At 53.5% G+C, this 15,667-nt stretch carries 15 protein-coding genes; 10 read left to right on the top strand and 5 right to left on the bottom strand.

All coding sequences use genetic code 11. The annotated features are described in order from the left end of the window. Nucleotides 1-327: 327 nt before the first annotated feature. Nucleotides 328-2,874: a class I adenylate cyclase gene (gene cyaA, locus JQ822_RS22545; protein WP_213135345.1), complete on the top strand. Its 2,547-nt coding sequence runs from the start codon at nucleotides 328-330 to the stop codon at nucleotides 2,872-2,874. 40 nt (nucleotides 2,875-2,914) lie between these two features. Here cyaA and cyaY read toward each other — a convergent pair whose 3' ends face one another. The 3 genes from cyaY to JQ822_RS22530 are packed head-to-tail and all read right to left on the bottom strand — an operon-like array spanning nucleotide 2,915 to nucleotide 6,066. Continuing rightward, nucleotides 2,915-3,235: an iron donor protein CyaY gene (cyaY, locus tag JQ822_RS22540; protein WP_213135344.1), complete on the bottom strand. Its 321-nt coding sequence runs from the start codon at nucleotides 3,233-3,235 to the stop codon at nucleotides 2,915-2,917. Nucleotides 3,236-3,289: 54 nt separating this feature from the next. Further along, a complete protein-coding gene (locus tag JQ822_RS22535) occupies nucleotides 3,290-4,597 on the bottom strand; it encodes a DKNYY domain-containing protein (RefSeq protein ID WP_213135343.1) in 1,308 nt (435 codons plus the stop codon). Beyond that, a complete protein-coding gene (locus JQ822_RS22530; protein WP_213135342.1) occupies nucleotides 4,594-6,066 on the bottom strand; it encodes a DKNYY family protein in 1,473 nt (490 codons plus the stop codon). Before JQ822_RS22530 ends, JQ822_RS22535 begins: the two co-directional genes overlap by 4 nt. Nucleotides 6,067-6,253: 187 nt before the next feature. Between JQ822_RS22530 and lptM the strand changes: the two genes are divergently transcribed. The 8 genes from lptM to corA all read left to right on the top strand — a co-directional run bounded on the left by lptM (nucleotide 6,254) and on the right by corA (nucleotide 13,174). Further along, the gene (gene lptM / locus JQ822_RS22525; protein ID WP_213135341.1) at nucleotides 6,254-6,457 is read left to right on the top strand and encodes an LPS translocon maturation chaperone LptM; all 204 of its coding nucleotides are present in this window, start codon (nucleotides 6,254-6,256) and stop codon (nucleotides 6,455-6,457) included. Between the two features lie 36 nt (nucleotides 6,458-6,493). Next, on the top strand, nucleotides 6,494-7,318 hold the full coding sequence (gene dapF / locus JQ822_RS22520; protein ID WP_213135340.1) for a diaminopimelate epimerase: 825 nt from the start codon (nucleotides 6,494-6,496) through the stop codon (nucleotides 7,316-7,318). Beyond that, on the top strand, nucleotides 7,315-8,022 hold the full coding sequence (locus JQ822_RS22515) for a DUF484 domain-containing protein (RefSeq protein WP_135323728.1): 708 nt from the start codon (nucleotides 7,315-7,317) through the stop codon (nucleotides 8,020-8,022). The genes dapF and JQ822_RS22515 overlap by 4 nt, the downstream gene beginning before the upstream one ends. Further along, the gene (gene xerC / locus JQ822_RS22510; protein WP_135323727.1) at nucleotides 8,019-8,921 is read left to right on the top strand and encodes a tyrosine recombinase XerC; all 903 of its coding nucleotides are present in this window, start codon (nucleotides 8,019-8,021) and stop codon (nucleotides 8,919-8,921) included. The genes JQ822_RS22515 and xerC overlap by 4 nt, the downstream gene beginning before the upstream one ends. Further along, nucleotides 8,921-9,637, top strand: a complete 717-nt coding sequence (gene yigB / locus JQ822_RS22505; protein ID WP_213135339.1) for a 5-amino-6-(5-phospho-D-ribitylamino)uracil phosphatase YigB — start codon at nucleotides 8,921-8,923, stop codon at nucleotides 9,635-9,637. The genes xerC and yigB overlap by 1 nt, the downstream gene beginning before the upstream one ends. 64 nt (nucleotides 9,638-9,701) lie before the next feature. After that, a complete protein-coding gene (gene uvrD, locus JQ822_RS22500) occupies nucleotides 9,702-11,864 on the top strand; it encodes a DNA helicase II (RefSeq protein WP_213135338.1) in 2,163 nt (720 codons plus the stop codon). A gap of 148 nt (nucleotides 11,865-12,012) precedes the next feature. Continuing rightward, the gene (gene ysgD / locus JQ822_RS24470; protein ID WP_212723238.1) at nucleotides 12,013-12,069 is read left to right on the top strand and encodes a YsgD/CorL family protein; all 57 of its coding nucleotides are present in this window, start codon (nucleotides 12,013-12,015) and stop codon (nucleotides 12,067-12,069) included. A 154-nt stretch (nucleotides 12,070-12,223) separates the two neighbouring features. Next, nucleotides 12,224-13,174, top strand: coding sequence for a magnesium/cobalt transporter CorA (corA, locus tag JQ822_RS22495; protein ID WP_213135337.1), 951 nt, complete (start codon nucleotides 12,224-12,226; stop codon nucleotides 13,172-13,174). Nucleotides 13,175-13,216: 42 nt separating this feature from the next. On the opposite strand, the gene rarD is transcribed toward corA, so the two are convergent. Then, nucleotides 13,217-14,113: an EamA family transporter RarD gene (rarD, locus tag JQ822_RS22490; protein WP_213135336.1), complete on the bottom strand. Its 897-nt coding sequence runs from the start codon at nucleotides 14,111-14,113 to the stop codon at nucleotides 13,217-13,219. A 51-nt stretch (nucleotides 14,114-14,164) separates the two neighbouring features. Further along, on the bottom strand, nucleotides 14,165-14,632 hold the full coding sequence (yigI, locus tag JQ822_RS22485) for an acyl-CoA thioesterase YigI (RefSeq protein ID WP_213135335.1): 468 nt from the start codon (nucleotides 14,630-14,632) through the stop codon (nucleotides 14,165-14,167). Nucleotides 14,633-14,797: 165 nt separating this feature from the next. Between yigI and pldA the strand changes: the two genes are divergently transcribed. Beyond that, nucleotides 14,798-15,667: a phospholipase A gene (gene pldA / locus JQ822_RS22480; RefSeq protein WP_213135334.1), complete on the top strand. Its 870-nt coding sequence runs from the start codon at nucleotides 14,798-14,800 to the stop codon at nucleotides 15,665-15,667.

Below are 15,667 nucleotides of genomic sequence, written 5' to 3'. Positions count from 1 at the left end.
TTACGCTCAAACGTTAGTGAGAGGAAAAGGCGCTGCATCATCACTGGCAGTGATTAATGACGAGATACCTCCCGACCGTATGAAGGAATTTACACGTAACGAACGGTGCTACACTTGTATGTAGCGCATCTTTCTTTACGGTCAATGAGCAAGGTGTTAAATTGATCACGTTTTAGACCATTTTTTCATCTGTAACTAATAAAAGTGCAGGTGAAAAAGGTAACGGTTATTTTTGACATACGGTTTATCCGGATTGATGACGATGGTGGTGAGCGTTTGTACCGCAGCCATCGACGCCATGACGGATGCAACATCAGGCGATACGTCTTGTACCTCTATATTGAGACTCTGAAACAGAGACTGGATGCCATAAATCAACTGCGTGTAGATCGCGCGCTTGCTGCCATGGGACCTGCTTTCCAGCAGGTATACAGTCTGCTGCCGACATTATTGCACTATCACCATCCGCTGATGCCGGGTTACCTCGATGGTAACGTTCCCAAGGGCATATGCTTTTACACGCCTGATGAAACCCAACGCCACTACCTGAACGAGCTGGAGCTGTACCGCGGTATGTCACCGCAGGACCCCCCGAAGGGCGAATTGCCGATTACCGGCGTTTACTCGATGGGCAGCACCTCTTCAGTCGGGCAAAGCTGTTCTTCTGACCTGGACATTTGGGTCTGCCATCAATCTTGGCTTGATAGCGAAGAACGGCAGCTGCTGCAGCGTAAATGTAGCCTACTGGAAAGTTGGGCCGCCTCGCTGGGCGTGGAAGTCAGTTTCTTCCTGATTGATGAAAACCGTTTCCGTCACAATGAAAGCGGCAGTCTGGGTGGTGAAGACTGTGGCTCGACGCAGCATATCCTGTTGCTTGATGAATTTTATCGCACCGCCGTGCGCCTCGCGGGTAAACGTATTCTGTGGAATATGGTGCCGGGCGACGAAGAAGAGCATTACGACGATTACGTCATGACGCTCTACGCGCAGGGCGTGCTCACGCCAAACGAATGGCTGGATCTGGGCGGGCTCAGTTCGCTCTCCGCCGAAGAGTACTTTGGCGCCAGCCTCTGGCAGCTGTACAAGAGTATCGACTCCCCGTACAAAGCGGTGCTGAAAACACTGCTGCTGGAAGCCTATTCCTGGGAATATCCTAATCCACGCCTGTTGGCAAAAGACATTAAACAGCGCCTGCACGACGGCGAGATCGTCTCTTTTGGTCTCGATCCGTACTGCATGATGCTGGAACGCGTGACCGAATACCTCACGGCAATTGAAGATCCGACACGTCTGGATTTAGTGCGTCGATGTTTCTACTTAAAAGTGTGTGAGAAACTGAGCCGCGAGCGCGCCTGCGTGGGCTGGCGTCGTGAAGTATTAAGTCAGTTAGTGCAAGAGTGGGGCTGGGACGATGCCCGCCTGACCATGCTGGACAACCGCGCTAACTGGAAAATTGACCAGGTACGTGAAGCGCATAACGAACTACTCGATGCGATGATGCAAAGCTATCGCAATCTGATCCGCTTTGCGCGTCGTAACAACCTCAGCGTCAGCGCCAGTCCGCAGGACATCGGCGTGCTGACTCGTAAGCTGTATGCCGCGTTTGAAGCGTTGCCGGGCAAGGTGACGCTGGTAAACCCGCAGATATCTCCGGATCTCTCGGAACCGTATCTGACCTTTATCCATGTGCCGCCGGGCCGTGCCAACCGTTCGGGTTGGTATCTCTACAACCGCGCGCCGAACATGGATTCGATCATCAGCCATCAACCGCTGGAATATAACCGCTACCTCAACAAACTGGTGGCGTGGGCCTGGTTCAACGGCCTGCTGACCTCGCGTACGCATTTGTTTATTAAGGGCAACGGCATTGTTGATTTGCCGAAGCTGCAGGAGATGGTCGCCGACGTATCGCACCACTTCCCGCTGCGTCTGCCTGCGCCCACACCGAAAGCGCTTTACAGCCCGTGCGAAATTCGCCATCTGGCGATTATCGTTAACCTTGAATATGACCCGACAGCGGCGTTCCGTAATCAGGTAGTGCATTTTGATTTCCGTAAGCTGGACGTCTTCAGCTTTGGTGAAGAACAAAATTGCCTGGTCGGTAGCGTAGACCTGTTGTACCGCAACTCGTGGAACGAAGTGCGTACGCTGCACTTCAACGGCGAGCAGGCGATGATTGAAGCGTTAAAAACGATTCTCGGCAAAATGCACCAGGATGCGGCGCCGCCGGACAGCGTCGAGGTTTTCTGTTATAGCCAGCATTTACGTGGCCTGATCCGCACCCGCGTCCAGCAACTGGTGTCTGAGTGTATCGAACTGCGCCTTTCCAGTACGCGCCATGAAACCGGTCGCTTCAAAGCGCTGCGCGTTTCCGGGCAGACGTGGGGATTGTTCTTCGAGCGCCTGAACGTATCGGTACAGAAGCTGGAAAATGCCATTGAATTCTACGGCGCGATTTCACACAACAAGCTGCACGGTCTTTCCGTCCAGGTTGAGACTAACCATGTGAAATTGCCGTCGGTGGTGGATGGTTTTGCCAGTGAAGGGATCATTCAGTTCTTTTTCGAAGAAACGGGTGATGAGCAGGGCTTTAATATCTACATTCTGGATGAGAGTAACCGGGTCGAGGTTTATCACCATTGCGAAGGCAGCAAAGAAGAGCTGGTCCGCGATGTCAGTCGCTTTTACTCATCGTCGCACGATCGCTTCACTTACGGTTCCAGCTTCATCAACTTTAACCTGCCGCAGTTCTATCAGATTGTGAAAACCGACGGTCGTGCGCAGGTGATTCCGTTCCGTACCCAGCCGATTAATCCGGTTCCTCCGGCTAATCAGGATAACGACACGCCGATGTTGCAGCAGTATTTTTCGTGAACATGATGCCGGATAAGCGAAGCGCATCCGGCAATAACACTTAGCGGAAGCTAACGGCTTCGCCCGCCTGTTGCGTAGCCGCCTGTTCCAGCAGATCCCAGAAGCTTTCGCCGCTACGGTCGCAAATCCATTCGTCACCTTTCAGGTCAAAATGGTAGCCGCCCTGTTTGGTCGCCAGCCACACCTGATGCAGCGGCTCCTGACGGTTAATAATAATCTTGCTGCCGTTCTCAAAGCTGATGGTCAGCACGCCGCCGTTAATCTCACAATCGATATCGCTGTCGCCATCCCAGTCGTCCAGACGCTCTTCAATGGTCATCCATAGGGTGTCGGCAAGGCGATGAAATTCACTGTCGTTCATTTTTTTATCCTGTTTTTCGTGATGACCGCAGTATAACGAGATGGGGTCACAGCTTCAAAGTTTGCCCTTACGGCACGAAGATGCATTGGTAATAATAATAACGTCTCTCTTATCCTCTTCCTTACTGGAGAGGGTGGTTTGCGCTGGGCATGGCGATAGGGTTTTAAAAACTTGGGTGTCCGACCAAGTATAAACATAACGATCGTCATAGGCGAAGCGGTCCGTTTTAGTCAGGGACCCAACGGTTTCCATGACCTGAACATCCTGAGACCACCTGCTGTTGTGAACAAAATAGATGTGCTGTCTTCCGCCATTGAAGATTCTGCCAATCACTAAATCTGGGGCATCGAGCGTGATGACGTCGAGCCGATCTTCTCCAAATGGTGATAATCTGGTGATATACAGATGATCCTGATATTGCGCAATGCGGTTAGTGATTAGATGGAACTGCTCCGGATCTATGTTGGGCACCTCCCGCCATGAACTCCATTCGAGATTACGCGAGAGCTGCTTGCGCCAATGGACGGTCTTTTCACCGATTTCAAACGAATCTTCGTCATCGGCTGCGACTATTTTTCCCGCCAGACTGCCAAAGAGGTAACGATGTTCTCCATGTTTATCGCGGTACACCAGCAATGAATTGGGGAGCCAACGTATGATGTGGAAGGTGTCAACATCAACGCCTGTAATACGCCTGCCATTGAGAAATATGCTCTGTTGGCTGCGGATGAGTAGATCGCGAGAATGATCGCGATCGCTGGGCGGGTACAGACGCTGGGTATTCCCCCACCATTTGCTCTGTATTACGCTGAAATTCTTACTGCTGGCCTGTCTGCGTCCCAATAAGTAAAGATTATGTCGGTCAACCAGCGTGGTGCTGTTACCTTCGATAGCTTTTAGCGTCGCCAGATCAACCTGAGACGCGCCGCTATTGCTTTCGGTGCGTTGACCGTCAAAATAAAGGCTGTATTTATCGACGGCGAAGCGGCCCAGCGCCTGGAAGCTGGCTATATCGACCGTTGGTGCACCGGGAAGATTGTTTACTATTTTTCCGCGCCAGAGAATAACATGGCCGTCCGTCACCCAGTGATATTCCTCTTGATTCGCGTTTACTTGATCGCTCGGTATATAGCCAGTCACCAGTTCCCGTTCGCCAGAAATATTTGCTACAAGACGCAAGTTGCCCCTTTGAATTTCCGGGAATTGGCTAACAATTTTTTTTTGCTCCCCATAGCCTGCAGCGTAAATCATGATGCCTTGCTCGTTGTAATAATCATACCCTTCAGCCTGTATGGCGGAAGTGATAAACGCGCCCCCCAGTAGTACGAGTAGCTGAGAGATTCTTTTCCCCAGACTATTCATTTTGTCGCCTCATCGCGTTGGGTAGGAATAAATTCGCCATCATCGGTAATTTTTCCGTCCAGATGCCCGGTTTTGTAATTAACCCAGTAACCGTATCCGGAGTGATCTTCCTGCCATTTCACTCGCACGGCCTGTGGGTTTGCGGTGCGATAGCGCCATAGCTGTATACCATCGAAGTCATAGACATACTGGTCGTCGCGGGCGAACCATTGTCTGCGATAAGAGCCGTCATCAAGATGTGCTTCACGCTCGCTGGGGATATGGTTATCAAACAAGATCAGCGGTCCGGCGGAGTCAAACACTTGCAAACCGGAATTGCCTTGCCAGCCTTCTTCTCTTGTGAGCAGATAACCGTGGTGCTTACCAGCATTGAAGCGTTTGTTGATTACCAATTTTGGGCTATCAAGAGTAACGATATCCAGCGTACGTTCGCCGGATTCCGTTTTCCTTATGACGTACAGCTTGTCCTGGTACTGTGCGACGGTATCGCTAATTGGGTGAAACTGTTCCGGGTCGAGACCGGGCAGTTCTTCCTGCTGGCAATCGGGCCCCTTACGCCAGGAGACATGGTGTTCCTGTAAATTAAATACGGCACACTGGAGTGCCTTGTCTCTGTCCAAATTACCCTGATTCAGCACTTTGCGATGCTGACCGTTTTTATCTCGCCAGCTTAATAACGAACCGGGCATCCAGCGCACGATGGTGAAGGTGCCCGGATCGGCATCTAGCTGTTCACCGTTGATCATTATCGCTGTTCGTGTGCGGGACAGCGTATCCCACGGGCCGAAAGGAACGGCGACACAGGGATTAAACGCGGAGGAAAAATTTCCACGCTGATCCCAGGATTTTTGCGTCAGTAGGGTATAGCTGTCGGGGTCAGCAAGACGGTGTCCGTTAACATACAGGAAGTTAGCGTCACGCAAAACCAGCCCCAGGAAAGCCGGTTTCCAGGGCAGGTGATACTCCACCTGATGCAACGTTTTAACATCCACACGATTTTTACCGCCATTATCATCGGTGCGTTCGCCTTCGTAATAGAGGCTGTTTTTATCAGCAGCAAAGTCGCCCCAGGACTGAAATGAAGCAATGTCGACCGGCGGTGTATCCGGAGGGTTTTGCACAACCTCACCAGCGTAGAGGATATAACGGCCATCGCTGTGGTACGAATAATGGGGAAACCAGGCCTGCGCGCCCTCAGTAAGGTAGTCGGTCGTCAGATCAGTCAGTGAGGGTTCTTTTTCCCAATCTTCTTGCGTTGTTGGGTCAATTAATAAGTTTGCTAAGCGGCGTAGGCGCTTATAATTCACGTCAGGGAGAGAAAGATTTGTCTCTTCATTGGGGCGCAGGTACATCACGCCGTTTCCTTGCCGCTGATAAACATTGTGTTCTGGTTCGTCCAGCCGACATCCCCAAGCAGGCGGAAGTAAAAGAGAAAGAGACAAAAGACAAAACAAGTTGCGATATTGCATAAATCCATCTTGGCGAGGCATACCACTTAGAAAAGCCTAAGCAAACCATATTCTCCGATCTGAATACACTGCAATCATAGCAACCCGCTGTTTTTCAGACTCCACAAAGGTACGCTAAACGCTTGCTTTTACGTCTTCTCCTGCGATGATAGAAAACAGAAAGTATGAACTTTACAGGCAATCCATAATGAAAAACGTGTTTCAGGCACTCGCTGTACTTCTTACTCTGTTCAGCCTGACGGGCTGTGGTCTGAAAGGGCCACTCTATTTTCCGCCAGCAGATAAAAACGCGTCGCCGCCGACGAAGCCAGTTGATACGCAATCGCAGTCCACAGTGCCCGATAAAAACGATCGGGCAACGGGAGATGGGCCTTCCCAGGTAAATTACTAAAGCGAAGTCTCTGTACCCGCGTGAACGGAGTGAACGATGCAATTCTCTAAAATGCATGGCCTTGGCAACGATTTTATGGTCGTCGACGCGGTAACGCAGAATGTCTTTTTTTCACCGGAGCTGATCCGCCGCCTGGCCGACAGGCATCTTGGCGTTGGGTTTGATCAACTGCTGGTGGTTGAACCGCCGTATGACCCGGAGCTGGATTTCCATTACCGCATCTTTAATGCTGACGGCAGTGAAGTGTCGCAGTGTGGTAATGGTGCCCGTTGTTTTGCACGCTTTGTACGCCTGAAAGGGCTGACCAATAAACGTGACATCCGCGTCAGTACGGCGAATGGCCGTATGGTATTAACCGTGACGGACGACGAGCTGGTACGGGTCAATATGGGCGAGCCCAATTTTGAACCTTCGCAGGTGCCTTTTCGCGCGAATAAAGCAGAGAAGACCTATATTATGCGCGCGGCCGAGCAGACAGTATTGTGCGGCGTGGTATCAATGGGAAATCCGCACTGCGTCATTCAGGTTGATGATGTGGAGACGGCTACGGTGGAAACTCTGGGGCCAGTACTGGAAAGCCACGAACGCTTCCCTGAGCGCGCCAATATCGGATTTATGCAAGTGGTGAAACGCGAGCACATCCGGCTGCGCGTCTACGAGCGCGGGGCGGGTGAAACGCAGGCCTGTGGCAGCGGTGCGTGCGCCGCTGTGGCTGTCGGTATCCAGCAGGGCCTGCTGGCAGAAGAAGTGCGCGTGGAGTTACCGGGCGGTCGCCTTGATATCGCCTGGAAAGGCCCGGGTCATCCGTTGTATATGACTGGCCCGGCGGCACATGTCTACGACGGATTTATTCATCTATGAAGCAACCAGGGGAAGAACTACAGGAAACGCTCATGGAACTTGACGATCGAGCGGTCGTCGATTATCTGCAACGTCATCCTGAGTTTTTTATCCGTAATGCACAAGAGGTTGAAGCGATGCGCGTCCCGCACCCGGTGCGGGGGACGATCTCTTTAGTTGAATGGCATATGGCTCGGGCACGTAATCATATCAACGTGCTTGAAGAAAACATGACGCTATTGATGGAACAGGCAAACGCCAACGAAAGCCTGTTTTATCGCCTGTTAAATCTGCAAGGACGGCTGGTGGCGGCCAGTAGCCTTGACGACATGCTGATGCGATTTCATCGCTGGGCGCGTGAGTTGGGGCTGGCAGGGGCGACGGTGCGTCTGTTCCCGGATCGCTGGCGACTGGGCGCGCCCTCAAAGTTTACCCATCTGGCATTAAGTCGTCAGGCCTTTGAACCGCTGCGTATTCAGCGCCTTGGGCAGTCACAACACTATCTGGGGCCGCTCAACGGTCCGGAGTTGCTGGTGATGATGCCGGAGGCGAAAGCGATAGGCTCAGTAGCGATGTCGATGCTGGGGCAGGATGGCTCTCTTGGCGTGATGCTGTTCAGCAGCCGTGATGTTAACCATTACCAGCAAGGGCAGGGAACGCAGCTATTGCAGGAAATCTCGCTGATGTTGCCGGAACTGCTGGAGCGCTGGATTGAACGCGTATGACCGACTCACCGCTTTCTCAGGACGTTGCACGTTTCTTACGCTATCTGGGCGTGGAGCGTCAGCTTAGCCCGATCACGCTGCTCAATTACCGGCGTCAGCTTGATGCCATCATCGCGATAGCCGGAGAAACCGGTCTGCAAAGCTGGCAACAATGTGATGCTGCGAGGGTTCGCAGTTTTGCCGTGCGCAGTCGCCGCAACGGTCTGGGACCGGCGAGTCTGGCTTTGCGCCTCTCCGCATTACGCAGTTTCTTCGACTGGCTGGTCAATCAGGGGGAGCTGAAAGCTAACCCGGCAAAAGGCATTTCTGCGCCGAAAGCACCGCGTCACCTGCCGAAAAATATCGATGTGGATGACGTTAACCGGTTGCTGAATATCGATCTCAACGACCCCCTCGCCGTGCGTGACCGGGCAATGCTTGAGGTGATGTACGGCGCGGGGCTGCGTTTGTCGGAACTGATTGGGCTGGATATTAAACATCTCGATCTCGACACCGGCGAAGTGTGGGTGATGGGTAAAGGCAGCAAAGAGCGCCGCCTGCCGATTGGCCGTAATGCGGTGGCGTGGATTGAACATTGGCTGGATCTGCGCGGGCTCTTCGGCAGTGACGAAGACGCGCTGTTTCTGTCAAAATTGGGCAAACGTATCTCCGCGCGTAACGTGCAGAAACGCTTTGCCGAATGGGGAATTAAGCAGGGGCTGAACAGCCACGTGCATCCCCATAAACTGCGCCACTCGTTCGCGACCCATATGCTGGAGTCGAGCGGTGACCTGCGCGGGGTGCAAGAGCTGTTGGGACACGCCAACCTCTCTACCACCCAAATCTATACCCATCTTGATTTTCAACACCTGGCTTCAGTGTACGATGCGGCGCATCCGCGCGCCAAACGGGGGAAATAATGCGTTTTTACCGGCCTTTGGGGCGTATTTCTGCGCTCACCTTTGACCTTGATGATACCCTTTACGATAACCGTCCCGTTATCACGCGCACCGAACAGGAAGCGCTCGCTTTTGTACAGAATTACCATCCGGCGTTGAATTCGCTGCAAAATAGCGACCTCCAGCGCTTACGCCAGGCCGTACGCGACGCCGAACCGGAAATCTACCACGACGTTACCCAATGGCGTCACCGGGCCGTAGAGCGCGCCATGCTGGAGGCGGGTTTGTCAGAGGCAGAAGCCAGAATGGGGGCGAACGCCGCGATGATGAATTTCGCCAAATGGCGCAGCCGCATCGATGTCCCGCAGGCGACGCATGACACGCTGAAGGTGCTGGCCCGCAAGTGGCCGCTGGTGGCGATCACCAACGGTAACGCGCAGCCGGAGCTGTTTGGCCTGGGCGATTACTTTGAGTTTGTGCTGCGTGCTGGTCCCGACGGGCGATCAAAACCGTTCAGCGATATGTACGCGCTGGCGGCAGAAAAACTGAATATGCCGATGGGTGAAATATTGCACGTGGGTGACGACCTGACGACAGACGTCGCCGGGGCAATTCGCTGTGGGATGCAGGCTTGTTGGATCAAACCGGAAAATGCTGACCTGATGCACACCGCTGACAGCCGTTTGCTGCCGCATATCGAAATTTCACAGTTGGCATCTCTGACCTCGCTGATATAATCACCAACAACTCTGTATAAATTCCCAGGGGTCCGGCTGGGCCCTGTTGATTCCGGCGGTGCCAATGGACGTTTCTTATCTGCTCGATAGCCTCAATGACGAACAGCGCCAGGCTGTGGCCGCGCCACGCAGCAACATGTTGGTTCTGGCAGGCGCGGGGAGTGGTAAAACGCGCGTGCTGGTGCACCGTATCGCCTGGTTACTGACGGTAGAGAACAACTCGCCGTACTCCATTATGGCGGTAACCTTTACCAACAAAGCGGCGGCGGAAATGCGCCACCGTATTGGTCAGATCATGGGAACCAGCCAGGGCGGTATGTGGGTGGGAACCTTCCACGGGCTGGCGCACCGGCTGCTGCGCGCACACCATATGGATGCAAACCTGCCGCAGGATTTCCAGATCCTCGACAGCGAAGACCAGCTGCGTCTGCTGAAGCGCCTGATCAAAGCGATGAACCTGGATGAGAAGCAGTGGCCGGCGCGCCAGGCAATGTGGTTTATCAACAGTCAGAAAGACGAAGGGCTACGACCGCACCATCTGCAGAGCTATGGCAATCCGGTCGAGCAGACCTGGCAGAAAGTTTACCAGGCCTACCAGGAGGCGTGTGACCGCGCCGGGCTGGTGGATTTCGCCGAGCTGCTGCTGCGCGCCCACGAACTGTGGCTCAACAAGCCGCATATCCTGCAGCACTACCGTGAACGTTTTACCAATATCCTGGTGGACGAATTTCAGGATACCAACAACATTCAGTACGCGTGGATCCGCCTGCTGGCGGGCGACACCGGCAAAGTGATGATTGTCGGCGATGACGACCAGTCAATCTACGGCTGGCGCGGGGCGCAGGTGGAGAACATCCAGCGCTTCCTTACTGACTTCCCGGGCGCAGAAACCATTCGTCTGGAGCAGAACTATCGCTCGACCAACAATATCCTTAGCGCGGCCAACGCCCTGATTGAAAACAACAACGGGCGTCTGGGCAAAAAGCTGTGGACCGACGGCGTCGACGGTGAGCCGATCTCACTCTATTGTGCGTTCAACGAACTCGATGAAGCGCGCTTTGTGGTTAACCGTATCAAAACCTGGCAGGACAATGGCGGTCAGCTTACACAGTGCGCCATTCTCTACCGCAGCAACGCCCAGTCGCGCGTGCTGGAAGAGGCGCTGTTACAGGCCAGCATGCCGTACCGTATTTACGGTGGGATGCGCTTCTTCGAACGGCAGGAAATCAAAGATGCACTCTCCTACCTGCGCCTGATCGCCAACCGCAACGACGATGCCGCGTTTGAACGCGTGGTAAATACCCCAACGCGCGGTATTGGCGATCGTACTTTAGATGTGGTGCGCCAGACTTCACGTGACCGCCAGCTAACGCTGTGGCAGGCCTGCCGGGAGCTGCTGCAAGAGAAAGCGCTCGCCGGACGCGCCGCCAGCGCCTTACAGCGCTTTATGGAGCTGATTGACGCCCTGGCGCAGGAAACCGCCGATATGCCGCTGCACGTGCAAACTGACCGGGTGATTAAAGACTCCGGGCTGCGCATGATGTACGAGCAGGAAAAAGGCGAGAAGGGCCAGACGCGTATCGAAAACTTAGAGGAACTGGTGACGGCAACGCGCCAGTTCAGCTACAACGAAGAAGACGAAGACTTAATGCCGCTGCAGGCGTTCCTGTCTCACGCCGCGCTGGAGGCGGGTGAAGGGCAGGCGGATACCTGGCAGGATGCGGTGCAGCTGATGACGCTGCACTCGGCGAAAGGCCTGGAGTTCCCGCAGGTATTTATCGTGGGGATGGAAGAAGGTATGTTCCCCAGCCAGATGTCGCTGGATGAAGGTGGTCGCCTCGAAGAAGAGCGTCGCCTGGCCTACGTGGGCGTCACCCGCGCGATGCAGAAGCTGACGCTGACCTACGCCGAAACGCGTCGCCTGTACGGCAAAGAGGTTTACCATCGTCCATCGCGCTTTATTGGCGAGCTGCCGGAAGCCTGCGTGGAAGAGGTTCGTCTGCGTGCCACGGTTAGCCGCCCGGTGAGCCATCAGCGGATGGGCACGCCAATGGCAGAAAACGACACCGGCTACAAGCTCGGTCAGCGTGTGCGCCATGCCAAGTTTGGTGAAGGGACTATCGTCAACCTCGAAGGTAGCGGGGAACACAGCCGTTTGCAGGTAGCGTTCCAGGGGCAGGGGATCAAATGGCTGGTTGCCGCCTACGCGAGGCTGGATACGGTATAACTTTCAGAAAAATATCATTATTTTGTAACGATCTGCTAGCCTTACTGATGAGAAGGTAATTTATCCAGACTAGCGTTTCGTTGCGTGTTGACGTCAAAATTTTGCTGGCGTAACATGCGCGCACGATTACGCTAAGAGGACATTCGCCTTGGACACACCCAGTAGATACTGGCTCATTATCCTGTCATCCAGGATCAACTCCTAAGGCTATCCCTTTTTGCTGATAGCCTTCGCGGTTGTCAGCGACCTTCTGTTTTTTCCCGTCGCGCTGAGTCAGGCTGTTTAATGGTCTGAAACCCAATTTGTTTCTGTGTGCCCACCGAACTGTCCGATAATTTTTTGCATTGGGAGTCCCGGTCATGCTGAGCGCATTTCAACTGGAAAACAATCGTTTAATACGTCTTGAGGCGGATGAGATTGAGCATCTTGCCAGTTCGGTTTGGGTCGATTTAGTCGAGCCGGATGACGATGAACGAAACCGTGTGCAAAAGGACTTGGGCCAGAATCTGGCTACGCGCCCTGAACTGGAAGACATCGAAGCATCCGCACGTTTCTTTGAAGACGAAGACGGCCTGCACATTCACTCCTTCTTCTTTTATGAAGATGCCGACGATCACGCGGGCAACTCAACCGTCGCATTTACCATTCGCGAAGGCCGCCTGTTTACCCTGCGTGAACGCGAACTACCGGCATTTCGCCTGTATCGCATGCGTGCGCGCAGTCAGGCGATGGTCGACGGCAACGCCTATGAGCTGCTGCTTGATCTGTTCGAAACGAAAATCGAACAGCTGGCGGATGAGATAGAAAATATCTACAGCGACCTGGAAAAACTCAGCCGCGTAATTATGGAAGGGCGCCAGGGCGATGAATACGACGAAGCGCTTTCCACGCTGGCGGAGCTGGAAGATATCGGCTGGAAAGTTCGCCTGTGTCTGATGGATACCCAGCGCGCTCTGAACTTCCTGGTGCGCAAGGCGCGTTTGCCGGGCAGTCAGCTGGAGCAGGCGCGTGAGATCCTGCGCGATATCGAATCTCTGCTGCCGCACAACGAATCACTGTTCCAGAAGGTGAACTTCCTGATGCAGGCGGCGATGGGTTTTATCAACATTGAGCAGAACCGCATCATCAAGATCTTCTCGGTGGTCTCCGTGGTGTTCCTGCCGCCGACGCTGGTGGCGTCCAGCTATGGGATGAACTTTGAGTTCATGCCGGAACTGCACTGGAGCTTCGGTTACCCTGGGGCGATTGTCTTTATGATGCTCGCGGGTCTGGCGCCGTATCTGTACTTTAAGCGCAAGAACTGGCTGTAATATTTTAGCCGGATGGCGGCAGCGTCATCCGGCACAACAACGTTAAAGTCCCCTTTGCGTTCTGCGTAGGGTGTAAATCGCATCCATCACGAAAATAGCCAGCGCCACCCAGATAAACGCGAACGTCACCATCTTATCCGCACCCGGCACCTCGCCGTAGAACGTCACCGCCAGCAGGAACATCAGCGTGGGTCCGATGTACTGGAAGAAACCCAGTGTGGAAAGACGCAGACGGGTCGCTGCACCGGTAAAGCACAGCAGCGGAATGGTAGTTACGACGCCTGCGGCAATCAGCAACAGATTGAGCGACATCGGGTTCTGTCCCATATGGCTGGTTGGGCTATCGGCAATGCCAAACAGATAGATTGCGGCCACAGGTAAAAGCCACAGAGTTTCAATCAGCATACCGGTTTGCGCCTCGACGGCGATCTTCTTACGCACCAGGCCATAAAAAGCAAAGCTGAAGGCCAGACCGAGCGCAATAATCGGCAGCGAGCCGAATGTCCACAATTGCACCAGTACGCCGCAGGCGGCTAACAGAACGGCCAGCCACTGCATGCGGCGAAAGCGCTCACCGAGGAAAATCATACCCAGCACAATATTCACCAGCGGGTTAATAAAGTAGCCGAGGCTGGCTTCCAGCATATGGTGGTTGTTGACCGCCCAGATAAAAAGCAGCCAGTTTCCGCCGATGAGCACCGCAGAGAGCGCCAGCAGGAAAACCTTCTTTGGCGTTTGCAGCAGCGTTTTGATCCCCGACCACTGGCGGCTGACGCTCATCAAAACCACCATAAAGAAAAACGACCAGATCACGCGGTGCGTCAGGATCTCATCTGCGGGGACGTAGTAAATCAGCTTAAAATACGCGGGTGCAATGCCCCAAATAAAATAGGCAGCAAGAGCGAGTAATACGCCCTGCCGCGTTTGCTTAGCATCCATCGGGAAAACTCATTTCAGAAATGTAACCGCAGTTTACCTTGTTTCAGGCACCTACCCCACCATATAAGTCGCGGTGGCGCTGGCGATATAAAGCTGCTCTTCGTTATGCAGTTCCACGCGTGCGACGGCAACCTTATTACCCGCCCGCAGCAGGCTGCTGGTGGCGGTAAAGCGATTCCCTCTGCCTGGGCGCAGGTAATCAACGCGCAAATCGATGGTGCCCATGCGCGACATCCGCTGACGCAGTTCGTCCTCGCTGATGGTTTCGTGACGCGTCAGCGTACTACCAACGCACACCAGCCCGGCGGCGACGTCGAGTGCTGAGGCGATCACGCCGCCATGCAGAATGCTGTGTGCCCAGTTGCCAACCATCATCGGTTGGTTGTTAAAGGCCAATTGGGCAAACTCTTTTTCGTAGCGTTCCAGCTCCAGCCCCAGCGCCCGGTTAAACGGCATATGATAGACAAACATTTCGCCCACTAATTTCAGCGCTTGCTCAGCAGTAAGTACGGCAGACATACAATCCCTAACTCTCAATAGTTAATGAGGTGTTGATATTATGCTTCTTAATTGTTGTTTTCTACTTTAAGACGGGATAACTAACGAGGAACTCTCTAAGTATGTAGAATACCTGCCAGATAATTATACAATTCATCAATATTTTGGTTCAGGAGAACAGTACCGATGCGGGCGATTCTGGGGTGGTTATTACCAGCAGTCATGTTGCCGTTGACCGCGTATGCGCAGGAAGCGACAGTAAAAGAGATTCATGATGCACCTGCTGTACGCGGCAGTATTATTGCCAATATGCTGCAAGAGCATGACAATCCTTTCACGCTTTATCCTTATGACACCAACTATCTCATCTACACCAATACCAGCGACATGAACAAAGAAGCGATCAGCAGCTATAGCTGGTCCGAAAATGCGCGCAAAGATGAGGTGAAGTTTCAGCTAAGCCTGGCGTTTCCGCTCTGGCGTGGGATTTTAGGGCCGAACTCGGTGCTTGGCGGCTCCTATACTCAGAAATCCTGGTGGCAGCTGTCCAATAGCGAAGAGTCTTCCCCGTTTCGCGAAACCAATTATGAACCGCAATTGTTCCTCGGTTTCGCCACCGATTATCGCTTGGCCGGTTGGACGCTCCGCGATGTCGAAATGGGTTATAACCATGACTCCAACGGTCGTTCTGACCCAACCTCGCGTAGCTGGAACCGCTTGTATACCCGCCTGATGGCAGAAAACGGTAACTGGCTGGTGGAAGTGAAACCGTGGTACGTCATCGGCAGCACTGACGATAACCCCGACATCACCAAATATATGGGCTACTATCAGCTCAAACTGGGTTATCACCTCGGTGACGCCGTCTTAAGCGCAAAAGGTCAGTACAACTGGAATACTGGTTACGGCGGCGCTGAGTTGGGTGTCAGCTATCCCATCACAAAACATGTTCGCCTTTATACCCAGGTCTACAGTGGTTATGGCGAGTCGCTGATTGACTATAACTTTAATCAGACGCGCGTTGGTGTGGGCGTAATGCTCAACGATATCTTCTGA

The organism is Citrobacter sp. FP75 (genome assembly GCF_018342065.1).
Taxonomy (GTDB): Bacteria; Pseudomonadota; Gammaproteobacteria; order Enterobacterales; family Enterobacteriaceae; genus Citrobacter.
The sequence above is the reverse complement of the archived record's forward strand: the minus strand, read 5'-3'. Positions and strand labels throughout refer to the sequence as shown.